At 62.8% G+C, this 12,992-nt stretch carries 10 protein-coding genes; 5 read left to right on the top strand and 5 right to left on the bottom strand.

The features are described 5' to 3' along the window. Positions 1–437: 437 nt before the first annotated feature. Entirely contained in the window at positions 438–869 is a 432-nt protein-coding gene (locus tag ACSQ8V_RS10135; RefSeq protein WP_213761429.1) for a YqaA family protein, read from the bottom strand. Between the two features lie 147 nt (positions 870–1,016). Here ACSQ8V_RS10135 and ACSQ8V_RS10130 point away from each other — a divergent pair, with 147 nt between their 5' ends. The 4 genes from ACSQ8V_RS10130 to ACSQ8V_RS10115 all read left to right on the top strand — a co-directional run bounded on the left by ACSQ8V_RS10130 (position 1,017) and on the right by ACSQ8V_RS10115 (position 3,716). Continuing rightward, the gene (locus ACSQ8V_RS10130) at positions 1,017–1,364 is read left to right on the top strand and encodes a YciI family protein (RefSeq protein ID WP_436205639.1); all 348 of its coding nucleotides are present in this window, start codon (positions 1,017–1,019) and stop codon (positions 1,362–1,364) included. 145 nt (positions 1,365–1,509) lie between these two features. After that, a complete protein-coding gene (locus tag ACSQ8V_RS10125) occupies positions 1,510–1,926 on the top strand; it encodes a YciI family protein (RefSeq protein WP_436205638.1) in 417 nt (138 codons plus the stop codon). Positions 1,927–2,001: 75 nt separating this feature from the next. Next, complete coding sequence (locus ACSQ8V_RS10120) at positions 2,002–2,409, top strand: VOC family protein (protein ID WP_436205637.1); 408 nt, start codon at positions 2,002–2,004, stop codon at positions 2,407–2,409. Beyond that, a complete protein-coding gene (locus ACSQ8V_RS10115; RefSeq protein WP_436205636.1) occupies positions 2,364–3,716 on the top strand; it encodes an RNA polymerase sigma factor in 1,353 nt (450 codons plus the stop codon). The genes ACSQ8V_RS10120 and ACSQ8V_RS10115 overlap by 46 nt, the downstream gene beginning before the upstream one ends. A 64-nt stretch (positions 3,717–3,780) precedes the next feature. Here ACSQ8V_RS10115 and ACSQ8V_RS10110 read toward each other — a convergent pair whose 3' ends face one another. The 4 genes from ACSQ8V_RS10110 to ACSQ8V_RS10095 all read right to left on the bottom strand — a co-directional run bounded on the left by ACSQ8V_RS10110 (position 3,781) and on the right by ACSQ8V_RS10095 (position 8,052). Beyond that, a complete protein-coding gene (locus tag ACSQ8V_RS10110) occupies positions 3,781–4,569 on the bottom strand; it encodes a DeoR/GlpR family DNA-binding transcription regulator (protein WP_436181818.1) in 789 nt (262 codons plus the stop codon). Positions 4,570–4,640: 71 nt separating this feature from the next. Continuing rightward, on the bottom strand, positions 4,641–5,642 hold the full coding sequence (pdxA, locus tag ACSQ8V_RS10105; RefSeq protein ID WP_213761421.1) for a 4-hydroxythreonine-4-phosphate dehydrogenase PdxA: 1,002 nt from the start codon (positions 5,640–5,642) through the stop codon (positions 4,641–4,643). 83 nt (positions 5,643–5,725) lie between these two features. Further along, positions 5,726–7,051, bottom strand: a complete 1,326-nt coding sequence (locus ACSQ8V_RS10100) for a four-carbon acid sugar kinase family protein (protein WP_436205635.1) — start codon at positions 7,049–7,051, stop codon at positions 5,726–5,728. Beyond that, on the bottom strand, positions 7,048–8,052 hold the full coding sequence (locus ACSQ8V_RS10095) for a 2-keto-3-deoxygluconate permease (protein WP_436205634.1): 1,005 nt from the start codon (positions 8,050–8,052) through the stop codon (positions 7,048–7,050). Before ACSQ8V_RS10095 ends, ACSQ8V_RS10100 begins: the two co-directional genes overlap by 4 nt. A gap of 296 nt (positions 8,053–8,348) precedes the next feature. On the opposite strand from ACSQ8V_RS10095, the gene ACSQ8V_RS10090 reads away from it, so the two are divergent. Beyond that, positions 8,349–12,725: a DEAD/DEAH box helicase gene (locus tag ACSQ8V_RS10090; RefSeq protein ID WP_436205633.1), complete on the top strand. Its 4,377-nt coding sequence runs from the start codon at positions 8,349–8,351 to the stop codon at positions 12,723–12,725. Positions 12,726–12,992 lie beyond the last annotated feature (267 nt).

Below are 12,992 nucleotides of genomic sequence, written 5' to 3'. Positions count from 1 at the left end.
GTGTTGATATCGCATAAGCTGTTGTCAAAGAGTTGAAAGTTATGGGCCGCGCCAGTTCGCTTTCCGCGTGGCGAATAATGCGGATTACGTACGGGGATAATCCTCGCGGTTTTTAGCAGTTGGATCTCACCGCGGGATTGTCAGTGAGCAGTTTCTTGCCGTATTTGCCACGCCACCGATTCGACACCGCGACGCGTTTATCTGCTTAATCAATGCAACTGACCCTTTGATCTCAAACGCTCCTTTGCGCCGCAGAAGGATGATCGTCCGGTTTTCGCACCGGCAATGCTCACGCTTACTTAATCAATTTGGACACGCGTCCAACTCGCCCTTTGCGCGACGCCGGACATCGCCGCGTGAGCCGGGCGGCGAAGATTGTTGAGGAAAGAGCTTGGAGCAGAAAGCGGACGGCTGGATATGTCATGCAACCAAAGACATCACAGGGTCAGCAACGCGGCAATCACGGCATAACGCGCTGTTTTCGCAATCGCGACGATCAGCAGGAATGACCACAGGGGTTCGCGCAAAACGCCCGCGATCATGGTCAAGGGATCGCCAATCACTGGCGTCCAGCTCAACAACAATGTCCAGCGTCCGAAGCGCCTGTACCAGTGTTCCGCGCGCTCGAGCGCGCGCGGCTTGATCGGGAACCAGCGACGCTCGCGCAGCTTTTCGATCGATCGTCCCATTGCCCAGTTGATGGTCGAGCCCACCACGTTCCCCACGCTTGCCACCGCGACGAGCATCCAGACCGGCTGTTTGCCGGCGATCAGCAAACCCGCCAGCAACGCCTCGGACTGAAGGGGGAACAGTGTCGCCGCAACCAGCGCAACCGCGAAAAGCCCGCCATATACAGATAAATTGACCATGAGAGAAATGCGGGCAACCGTGAAAGAGGGCGACAGCTTAGCTGTTTTTTGGCGATGCCCCACTTGGGGCGGTGCATCCGGGGATTGAAAGCTTTCTCCACAGTTGATACCTTGAAGGCCGGTTGAAACTTCAATCCAGGAGATGTCATGTCTTATATGCTGCTCATCGCCGAACCTGTTGGACAGCGGGCCGAGCGCTCGCAAGCCGAAGGCAAGCTCCTCTACGAGAGCATGGTCGAGTTCGGTGCGGGACTGAAAGAGCGCGGTTTGCTGATCGCGAGTGAATCGCTGTCAACGGGCGGTGTGCGTGTCAAGAAACGCGACGGCCAGGCTAGCCTGATCGACGGCCCGTTCGCGGAGGCGAAGGAGATGATCGGCGGGTTCTACATGCTCGATTGCGCGACGAAGGAAGAGGCCATCGAGATTGCATCGGCGTGTCCGGCCGCCGAATGGTGCGAGGTCGAGGTACGCAAGATCGGTCCCTGCTGGGAGTGAGGTTTATACGTCGTGTTCGTACGCATCGTCTTTGTCCGTGTTAACCCTCGCACAACTAGAAATTGTCGATTTCTCCGGGCGTGGTTCGTCGTGGGAATGAGAGCGCGGTCAGCGTTCTTGTTTTCACACCACGAGGGGAACAACGATGCGATTCATCATCCTGGTCAAGGCGACCGAAAAAAGCGAAGCGGGTGTACTCCCCGAGGACGCGCTGATCGGCGCGATGGCGACCTACCACGAAGAGCTGGCGAAAGCAGGCGTGCTGCTCGATGCGAACGGCCTCCAGCCGAGCGCCAAAGGCTGGCGCGTGCGTTATGAGGGGCCGCGGCGAAGCGTGGTCGAGGGGCCGTTCGCAGAGACCAAGGAACTGGTCGCGGGCTACACCCTGATCCAGGTGCGCTCACGCGAAGAAGCAATCGAATGGGCACGCCGTTTTCCTTCGCCGATGGGCGAGCATGAAAGCGCCGAAATCGAAGTGCGGCAATTGTTTGAACTTGACGACTTCGGCTCGGGCGAATCGATCAAGCGTTTCCGCGAGCTTGAAGCGGCGCGACGAGTTTGAACGCGGCTCGAATAACCCGAAGGCACTCGCGCAAGCCGGCTAACGCCAGTGATCCCTTCTTCATGGATGATAAAAATGCATAAGCAAATCTACGTGAATCTGGCGGTGGCGGACCTGCCGAAAGCGCGCGCGTTTTTCAGCGAACTCGGCTTCAGCTTCCACCCGACGTTCAGCAACGATCAGGCCGCGTGCCTGATCATCGGCGAGAACATCTTCGCGATGCTGCTGGTCAAGCCATTCTTCCAGACCTTCACCACCAAGGCGCTTGCCGACCCGAAACAGCAGGTCGAAGCGCTCACGTGCCTGTCGTGCGAGAGCCGCGCCGAGGTCGATGAAATCGTGGCCAAGGCCGTGCGCGCGGGCGGCACGACGCCACGGCCAGCGCAGGACCATGGGGTAATGTACGGCCACGGTTTCGACGATCTCGACGGCCATGCATGGGAGTTCGTCTACATGGACCCCAACGCGGCGGGCGCACCGTGAGCGGAGTTTCCGGCGAGTCCGGCAACCAGGAACTAGCCACGCATCGCGCGATAGAGGCGGTGTGGCGGATGGAATCGGCGAAAGTGATCGCGGTCGTGGCGCGTTTGGTGCGCGACGTGTCGCTCGCCGAGGAGTTTGCGCAGGATGCGATGATCGCGGCGCTTGAGCATTGGCGTGTGGATGGCGTGCCGGACAACCCGGGCGCATGGCTGATGACCACGGCGAAGCATCGTGCGCTTGATCGCTTGAGGCAGGATGCGTTGCACGCCCGCAAGCACGAGGAGTTGGGGCTCGACATGGATGCGCGCGAGGAGCATGTCACGCCGGATTTCGTCGAGGCGCTGGACGCCGCGCGTGAGGACGACATTGGCGATGACTTGCTGCGGCTCGTGTTCACCGCGTGTCATCCGGTGTTGTCCGTCGATGCCCGGGTTGCGCTGACGTTGCGCCTGCTCGGCGGCCTGACCACGGACGAGATTGCGCGCGCGTTCCTGCAGCCCGAACCGACCATCGCGCAGCGTATTGTCCGGGCGAAGCGGACTTTGTCGGCGGCGCGCGTGCCGTTCGAAGTGCCGAAAGCCGATGCGCGGGCGGCGCGGCTGGCGTCGGTGCTGGAAGTCATCTACCTGATCTTCAACGAGGGTTATTCGGCGACCGCGGGGGATGACTGGATGCGTCCGTCGTTATGCGGTGACGCGTTGCGTCTCGGGCGCATTTTGGCGGGTTTGACGCCCGACGAGAGCGAGGTATTCGGGCTGGTTGCATTGATGGAGATACAGGCGTCGCGCACTCATGCACGAACCGATGCGAACGGGCGGCCGGTCTTGTTGATGGACCAGGACCGCAGCCGATGGGACCCGTTGCTGATCCGTCGCGGCCTTGCGGCACTGGAGCTGTCGGAGGCGCTGAACGGTGCGCGCGGGCCTTATGCGTTGCAGGGTGCGCTGGCGGCTTGCCATGCGCGTGCGCGACGGGCGGAGGACACGGACTGGGTGCAGATTGTGGCGCTGTACGACGCGCTGGCGATGGTGGCGCCGTCACCCGTCGTGGAGTTGAACCGCGCGGTGGCAGTGGGGATGGCGTTCGGCCCGGCGGCGGCGCTGGAGATAGTCGATGAGTTGGGATCGAACGCAGTGCTAAAGAATTACCACTGGCTGCCGAGCGTGCGCGGCGACTTGCTGGCGAAGCTGGGCCGTCGTGAGGAGGCGCGAGTGGAGTTCGAGAAGGCCGCAGGGATGGCGCGTAATGGGCGGGAGAGGGAGTTGTTGCTTGAGCGGGCGGCGGAGATGAAGGTAGCGAGGGAATAAATCCGGCCTACACGGCTGCAAGCGAGCCGGGGCGAAACGAAAATTCGCAGGGAGCCCAACAACCCTACAAACCCTGCTCCACCCCCACTGCCACAACCTCGACCACCACTCGTTCCAGCGCCCGGAACGGCGCCAGCCTGATGTCATCGGCGAGAGTGGTAGTGATAAGGCGCCAATCCCGCTCCAATGGCGTCCAATGCTGTTGCCGTGCGCGCCCGAGCTTGTCGGCATCGGCCAGCACCACAACACTCGCCGCGCGGCGAATAATGCAGTCCTTCAAGTAAGCCTGTTCCGCGGTGGCCTCGCACAAACCAAAATCCGCCGCCACGCCATCCGCGCCGAGAAACGCAAGATCCACGCTTAACCGGCTCAGCACGAGTTCGGCCAGCGGCCCGAGCGTGCTCATGCTCGATGCCCGCAGATCACCGCCAATCAGCGTAATCCGCATGCCCGGCACATTGGCGAGCGTCATCACCGCCAGCAGATTATTCGTCACCACATGCAAGTCGCGATGCGCACTCAAATGACGCGCAAGCGCGGCGCAAGTCGTGCCACCGTCGAGCAGCACGGTGTCTCCGTCCTTCACATGCAGCGCGGCAGCCTGCGCTATCGCTTCCTTCTGCTCGCGCTGCGTTGACTTGCGTTCCTCCAGCGACGCTTCCGGTTCATGCGCGCCCACCAGCGCAGTCGCGCCGCCATACGTGCGCACGAGGCGGCGCTCCTTCGCGAGCATGGTGAGATCGCGCCGCACCGTCGCCTCCGATACCCCCAGCGCTTCGCTCAACTGTTCTACGTTGGCGTCGCGGGTCAGGACGAGATCGAGGATGGCGCGGTGACGGTCGGCTGCTTTCATCGGTGAATGCTCATGCGGATAACAAGGCCGCCGATGTTACACGAGCGCATGAGCTGATCCACCGATCGGGCTCACCCGCGCCGCGTCGCGAGTTCCGCACCCTGGCGCAACGCTTCGAGCAGGCTGCGTTCATCTGCTATACCCTTACCCGCGATATCAAACGCCGTCCCATGATCCACCGACGTGCGGATCACTTCCAGCCCGACCGTCACGTTCACGCCCGCTTCGAGCCCGAGCACCTTGACCGGACCATGTCCCTGATCGTGATACATCGCGACCACGAGATCGAAGTCACCACGGCCCGCGCGGAAAAAGAGCGTGTCGGCGGGCAGGGGACCGGTGATATCGAGTCCGCGTTCCTGCAGGATCTTCACAGCCGGGATGATCTTTTCCTCTTCTTCGCCATAACCGAACAAGCCGTTTTCGCCCGCGTGCGGATTGATGCCGCACACGCCAATACGCGGCTTTGCAATCCCCGCTTTCACCAGCGTCGCGTTACCGCGTTCGATCGTGCGCTGCACGAGGCCGGGCTCGATCTTCCTGATCGCATCGATGATGCCGATATGCGTCGTCACGTGAATCACGCGCAGTTGCGGCGCGACCAGCATCATCGAGACTTCCTTCACGCCCGTCAGATGCGCGAGCATTTCGGTGTGGCCCGGAAACTTGTGGCCGCCCGCGTGCAGCGCTTCCTTGTTGAGCGGCGCGGTGCAGATCGCGTCAATCTGTTGTGCTTGCGCCAGCTCGACGGCGCGCGCGATGTACTGATACGCCGCGTCGCCGGCTACCGCCGAGAGCTGCCCGAAAGGGAGGTCATCGGGGATCAGGTTCAAGTCGATGCAATCGATGGTGCCCGGCTCATACTTCGCTTCCGTCGCGTCCTTGATGCGGCGAATTTTCGCGCTGCCGTGCACGATCTTGTTGGCTTGCTCGAGACGGCGCGCGTCGCCGATCACGAGCGGACGGCACTGCTCGTAGACGACTTTATGCGTGAGACTCTTGACGACGATCTCGGGACCGACGCCGGATGCATCGCCCATCGTGATGCCGATTACGGGGAGAGTGTTGCTCATGATGATTAGTTAAACTCCGTGTAAGTGGGGGCGCTCTGAGGCGAGGTACATGCTGTGTTCGCTCTCAGTGGCTTTAATGTGTATTAGTGTGTATTAGTGGCCGCGTCCGGCGTCCGCAGCGTCGGAGATGTGGACCGCGTGGGCAGAGGCAATCTCTGCAAATGCTCCCACGCGCCGAACAGCGCATGCTCGCTGCCGAATGCACCGGCCTTGGTGACAATGGCGAGGCGTGCCGCATGCTGCCCGGAAGGCCGCGCCACCGCGACGCCGGCTTCGACTTCCGCCAGCAAATCGAGACTGCCGATACCGGCTGCGCTCAACATCGCGCGGGCGGTTTCGCCGCCGGTCGCAATCAAGCCGCCGACATGCCTGAAATGCGGCGTCACCAGCGCGGCGAGCGCGGTAGACAGATGCGCGCCTTCGGCTGGATCGAAGGCGTCGTCCCGGCCGATGCGCACCAGCAAGTCGAGATGCCGTTCAAGATAATCGCCAATCTTCGACTGCCACGCGACCCAGTCCGTGTGCTCGCTGCCCACACGCAAGACCGCAGGCGGCACGATCAGTTCGCTTACGCGGGCACGCTCACGCAACATCGCGCATTGGCGTTCGGACACGGCCGACAGGCTGCCGACCAGGATCAGGATCGCGCCGTCCTGCTTCTCGTGGGCAAGGGTCTCGCGGGGCGGGGTATCGAAGAGATCGGGCAGCGACGCCAGTTCGCGTGCCAGTCCGCCCGATCCGACCCAGAACAACGGGTGTTCGCGCGGGTCGAGTCGCGCGGTGGCCTGCGCGAGCCGCTTCAGGTCGTCGCCGGTATGGGCATCGACGATCAGCGCTTGCACGCCTTGCGCCGCCGTTGTCTTGATCCTGTCCAGCAGCGCGTTGATGTCACCGCGCAAAGTGTCCACGTCGATGGACTCGCTGCGCAGGCCCGCGTCCTCAAGCATCGTCAGGACATTCGCCGGCTTGCCGGCGTTTTCCAACTTCCATGTGTCCGTGTTTTCCAGCGGCTCGCCATGCACCAGCACGCGCGCCTGGTGCAGCGTGCGGCCGGTCGCGGGAAACGAGGGCGCGACGATCGCCAGTCCGGCGAGCGGTTGCAACGCGGCTACTTCGGCCGTCCAGTTGCCGCGCAATGTCGAATCGATTTTCTTGTACAAGCGCCGGCCGGGTGCGCTCAGCGCGTTGAACGCATCGGCGGTGCGTTGCGCCGCGTCTTGCGGCGAGAGACGGCGCGAGTCGGTATCGGCGGCGATGACGTCTGCGTTGTCCGCCTCTGCCGCGGCGTGAATCACGCCCGATGTCTCCAGCGTCACGACCGTACGCCGTCCCGCGCCGGCGAACGCGATAGCGCAGTCGGCCGCGCCTGAGAGGTCGTCAGCGACGATCAGCATGCTGCGAGTGTTCATCGTGCGGCCTCGTTCTGAACTTTCTGCGCAGTACGGCGCTCTTCGGTCCGGGCGTTCACGCGTTTGGCGACCGCCGCCGTCAGGATAGGCGACACAATAGCAGTGACTACCACGCATGCCGCGACCAGCAGTGTCGCGCTTTTTGCGGCTTCCGCGTAGACCGGATTCGCCGCCGCGATCAGCGCGGGAACCGCCGCCGCATTACCGGCCGTATTGGCCGCCGCCACGCCGGCCACGCCCGTGCCACCCGTCACGCGGTCGGCGAAATACAGCGGAATTCCGGTCACGATAACCACTGCCAGTCCCAGTCCGATACCCAGCAGCCCTGCCTGCCACACTTTGTGCAGGTCGAGACTGGCGCCCAGTGCAAGCGCGAAGAACGGGATCATGACCGGCACGGCGCGGGCGAGGAAGTCGCGCATTTCGCGATCCAGATTGCCGAGCAGCATGCCAACCGCGAGCGGCAGGATACTGCCGACCAGCGTGGGCCACGGAAACGCGGCGAGTCCCGCCACGCCGAGCGTGACCATCGTCAGGAAAGGTCCCGATTCCAGCGACATGATCGTGTATGCGCCCACATCTTCGGACTTCCCGTATTGCCCCATCAGCGCCATGTAGAGGCCGCCGTTGGTATCGTTCATCGCGGCAACGACTGCGAGCGTCGAGATACCGGCAAACAGGCCCGACGAGATGGGTTGCTCACCCAGAAAATGCCCCATCACGATACCGACGACAATCGCCGAGCCGATCTTCGTCGCAAATAGCACCCCGCCTTTCTTCAGCAGATACGGGGTCGCCTTGACGTTGATGCTCGCACCCATACATACGTAGAACACCGCGAGAATCGGCAGCGCCCCCGTGAAAAGCGCGTTGGTGAACGAGCCGAAGAACGTCGGCATGCCGGGCAGGAAACTTGCGACCAACGAGCCGATAAGCAAGGGCACGATCATCATGCCGCCGGGAACACGCTCGATCGAGCGCTTGATGGGAAGCTGGGCCATACGGGTCTCCTGTTTGACGAGCGAATCCGAGTTCAATGCTCGAATCGATCACGTGTTTGATTGAAACAGTCAAAATGAAGTGTAGTCCCATCTCAAAAAATGCGCAAACTGATCGTTCGAATGCTCGATCCAGTCATTTCTTATGAAAGTCGTCCGGCGGTGGGTCATGCGTTGATCTCACCGCTCGATAGCTCGATCAGCAAAAAACACACCGCCGCCGGGCGTCCGCGGCACACGGTTCCTCGCGCGCCGAGCGCGATCAAACACGCTTTCCCGACGGCTAATAAACTAGCGATATGACCGCTGCAAAATCATCGGCTTCCAATCCGCTCGACGACTTCCATCCGGCCGTCGCGGCATGGTTCAGCCGGCATTTCCCCTCGCCAACGGAGGCGCAGAAGTGCGCTTGGCCGCTGATCAAGGCCCGCAGTTCGACGCTCGTGGCCGCGCCGACCGGTTCGGGCAAGACGCTGACGGCGTTCCTTGCGGCAATCGATGAACTGGTTCGGGAAGCATTGGCGAGCGATGACCCATTGCCCAACGAGACGGCCGTGGTCTACGTGTCGCCGCTCAAGGCGCTTTCCAACGATATCCGCGTGAACCTGGAGGAACCGCTCGCCGGCATCTCGATCGAACTCGAGCGGATGGGCTTGCCGCCCATCGACATTCGCGCGGCGGTGCGCACCGGCGACACCACGCCCCAGGAGCGCAACGCGGTAAAAAAGCGGCCGCCGCATATCCTCGTCACCACGCCGGAATCGCTCTACGTGCTGCTCAGTTCCGATTCCGGCCGCGCGATGTTGTCGACGGTGCGTACGGTGATCGTCGATGAAATCCATGCAGTCGCCGGCAACAAACGCGGCGCGCATCTCGCGCTCAGCCTCGAACGCCTGGACGCGTTGTGCGTTGAACATAAGCATGAAGCGCCGGTGCGGATCGGGTTATCGGCGACGCAAAAGCCGATCGAACGGGTCGCGCAATTCCTGACGGGCAACCGGCCATGTTCGATCGTCGATGTCGGCCATGTGCGCAAGCGCGATCTCGCGCTCGAGCTGCCGCCCATCCCGCTCGAAGCAATCATGTCGAACGATGTGCGCGAGCGTGTCTACGACCGCCTCGCCGATCTCATCGCGCGGCACCGCACCACGCTCGTGTTCGTGAACACGCGCCGGATGGCTGAGCGTGTCGCGCGCCATCTCACCGAGCGGCTCGGCAAGCCGGCCGTCGCCGCGCATCACGGCAGCCTCGCGAAAGAGCAGCGGCTGGATGCCGAGCAGCGGCTCAAGCGCGGCGAGCTGCAGGTGCTGATTGCAACGGCTTCGCTGGAACTGGGTATTGATATCGGCGATGTGGAGCTGGTCTGTCAACTCGGTTCGCCGGGCTCGATCGGTGGTTTCCTGCAGCGTGTCGGGCGCTCGGGGCATCAGGTGCGCGGCACGCCGAAAGGGCGGCTCTTTCCTGAATCGCGCGACGATCTCATCGAATGTGCCGCGCTGCTCGATTGCGTGGCGCGCGGTGAGCTTGACGTGCTGCATATTCCCGAGGCGCCGCTCGATATTCTCGCCCAGCAGATCGTCGCTGAAGTGGCGAGCCGTGAATGGAGCGAGGACGCGCTCTTCGAACTCGTGCGTAATGCGATGCCGTATGCGTCGCTTGATCGTACGCAGTACGACGCAGTTCTGCGCGTGCTCGCCGAGGGTTATACGAGCCGGCGCGGCGTGCGCGGGGCTTATGTGCACCGGGATGTGGTGACACGAAGTTTGCGCGGCCGGCGCGGCGGCAGGCTGACTGCGGTGACATCGGGTGGAGCCATTCCGGACAACGCCGATTTCGCCGTGCTGCTCGAACCGCAAGGTTTGCAGATCGGCACGGTCAACGAGGATTTCGCGGTCGAAAGCCTGGCCGGCGACGTGTTCCAGCTAGGCAATACGTCGTACAAGATCCTGCGTGTGGAGGGCGGCCGAGTACGCGTGGAAGACGCGCACGGCCAGCCGCCGAACATTCCGTTCTGGCTCGGGGAAGCGCCGGGACGCAGCAATGAACTGTCGGCGGCGATAGCGCGTTTGCATGCGCAGGTGGACGCTTGGCTGGGCGACTATCCGGTCAATAAAACGATCTCCCTGCTCGCCGATACAACCGGTATCGGTGAGGAAGCGGCGCGGCAGATCGTCGACTATCTGGCGCGTTCGCGGGCCGCGCTCTCTGTTCTGCCCACGCAGGATGTGCTCGTCATGGAGCGTTTCTTCGATGCCTCCGGCGGCACGCAGCTCGTGATTCACGCGCCGTTCGGCAACCGGGTCAACCGCGCGTGGGGCCTCGCGCTGCGCAAGCGTTTTTGCCGCACGTTCAATTTCGAATTGCAGGCGGCGGCAACCGAGGACGCGATCGTTCTGTCGCTGACGGGCAGCCATAGTTTTCCGCTCGATGAAGTCTGGCGTTATCTGCATTCCAATACCGCGGAGCACATGCTGATCCAGGCGCTGCTCGACGCGCCGCTGTTCGGCGTGCGCTGGCGCTGGAACGCAACCAACGCGCTCGCATTGCCGCGCTACGCGGGCGGCCGTCGGGTCGCACCGCAATTGCAGCGCATGAAGAGCGAGGATCTGCTGGCGACCGTGTTCCCCGATCAGGTGGCGTGCATTGAAAACGTGGTGGGCGAGCGTGACGTGCCGCGTCATCCGCTGGTCGATCAGACGATCGATGACTGCTTGCACGACGCCATGGATTGCGATGCGTGGCTCGCATTGCTAAGACGCATCGAGAGTGGCGGCGTGCGGCTCGTCACGCGCGATTTGCCCGCGCCGTCGCCGTTGGCGGCGGAGGTTTTATCGGCGCGTCCTTACGCCTTTCTCGACGATGCTCCCATCGAGGAGCGCCGCACGCAGGCCGTGCTCGCGCGAGGCTGGACCGATCCGCAATCGAGCGATGACCTGGGCGCGCTCGACGCCGAAGCCATCGCAGGGGTGCGCGAAGAAGCGTGGCCAACGGTGCGCAACGCGGATGAAATGCACGAGGCGCTGTCGGGGCTTTCATGCATCACTGAAGCCGAGTCGCAAGTGAACGATGGCTGGCCGGCGTGGCTTCAACAGCTCGCGGCTTCAGGGCGTGCGACGCGTTTGCAGGTGACATCGGCGGATGGGTTATGGGTGCCGGTCGAACGCCTGACCTGCTTGCGTGCCGTTCATCCGGTCGCACCGATGCAGCCGCCGCTAAAAGCGCTGCCTGGTTTCGATGAAGCCTGGACCGAAGACGATGCGCTCGTCGAGATCGTGCGCGCCCGTCTGAGCGGCTTTGGTCCGCTGCCGGCGCCTGTGATTGCGCGCGCGTTGGCCGTGCCGGTTTCGTCGGTCGCGCTCGCCTTGACGCGCCTGGAAGCTGAAGGTTATGTCATGCGAGGCCGCTTCACCCCGGGCACGATCGGCACAATGGGCACGACGGACGAAGAGTGGTGCGAACGGCATCTGCTGGCGCGTATTCATCGATACACCGTGCGGCGTTTGCGGCGCGAAATCGAGCCGGTCGAGTTGCAGGATTTCATGCGTTTCCTGTTCGACTGGCAACACGTCAGCGTGGACGCCAAAGCCGATCCGCATGGCGACGGCCACGACGCGCTGATGCTCGCGATCGAACAACTCGAAGGCTACGAAGCGCCCGCGGTCGCATGGGAAGATGAGATCCTGCCGGCACGCCTGAGCGCTTATTCCATGACCTGGCTCGACGATCTATGCCGCTCCGGCAAGGTCGTCTGGAGCCGTCCGGGTGTCCGGTCGCGAAGTTCGGGCGGCCCGGTGCGCACCACGCCGATCGTGTTGCTGCCGCGTCGAAATCTGGCAGCGTGGAATCCGCTGATGCAACCGGTGCAGTCCCCCGAGCCGTCATCGCGCGCCCAGCTTGTGTTCGACGCGCTCACGCAACACGGCGCCATGTTCTTCGATGAACTGCGTTCGGACGTTCGCCTGCTGGATACCGAACTTGAAAATGCGCTGGGCGAACTGGTGTCGCTGGGGCTGGTGAACGCCGATAGTTTCGCCGGCCTGCGTGCGTTGCTCGCGCCGGCCGCGCGCCGCAACAGTTTCGGCCGGCGGCCACGGCGCGGCGGCCGCTTTATCGGTGGCATGGACGACGCTGGGCGCTGGGCGTTGCTGCGCCGCGCTGAAAACAGTGCCGCGCCCGGCGCTGATTCCCTTGAGCATGTCGCCATGACCCTGTTGCGCCGATATGGCGTGATCTTTTGGCGCTTGCTCGAACGCGAAGCCGACTGGTTGCCGCCGTGGCGCGACCTGCTGCGGGTATTTCATCGGCTGGAAGCACGTGGTGAAATTCGCGGCGGCCGATTTGTCGCGGGGCTGGCAGGTGAGCAGTTCGCGTTGCCCGAAGCCGTGCCGCTTTTACGCACGATGCGCAACCGGCCCGCCGACGGGAGTTTTATCGCGATAAGCGCGGTCGATCCCCTGAATCTCGCCGGCACCTTGCTGCCCGGGGAGAAAGTGCCGGCACTGCCGGGTAATCGCGTGCTCTATCGCGATGGTTTGCCGCTAGGGGCGGTGATCGCGGGGAAAACGCGTTTCCTGGTGGAACTCGATATGGAGTCGCAAGAGCACGTGCGCTGGCATCTTGTCCGGCGCAGCTTTGACCGAATGCCAGTTTCCCCAGTAATGACGACGAGTCGCTGAAAAGAACAGGCGACGGTTCGCGATAAAGTTTTTCGATAAAACGCTGATTTTCTTGCTAAACATTCCGCAAGTTAAACGAATTCGCGAATTGGCGAATTGCAAACGCGCGCAAAACAAACCCGCCCCTTATTAACGAAAGTGGAATGAAAGTTCTGATCGTGTCGCGAACCGTCTTCGCCAAAACCCATCGCCCATGCAGGCAATCCCGTGCACGCCGCATTATCGATTCCATCGTCTTTTAGCTAAATTCTCCTGCCTGACCACGGG

It is taken from the genome of Caballeronia sp. LjRoot31, assembly GCF_964253885.1.
GTDB lineage: Bacteria > Pseudomonadota > Gammaproteobacteria > Burkholderiales > Burkholderiaceae > Caballeronia.
This window is presented reverse-complemented; position numbering and strand designations above follow the sequence as displayed.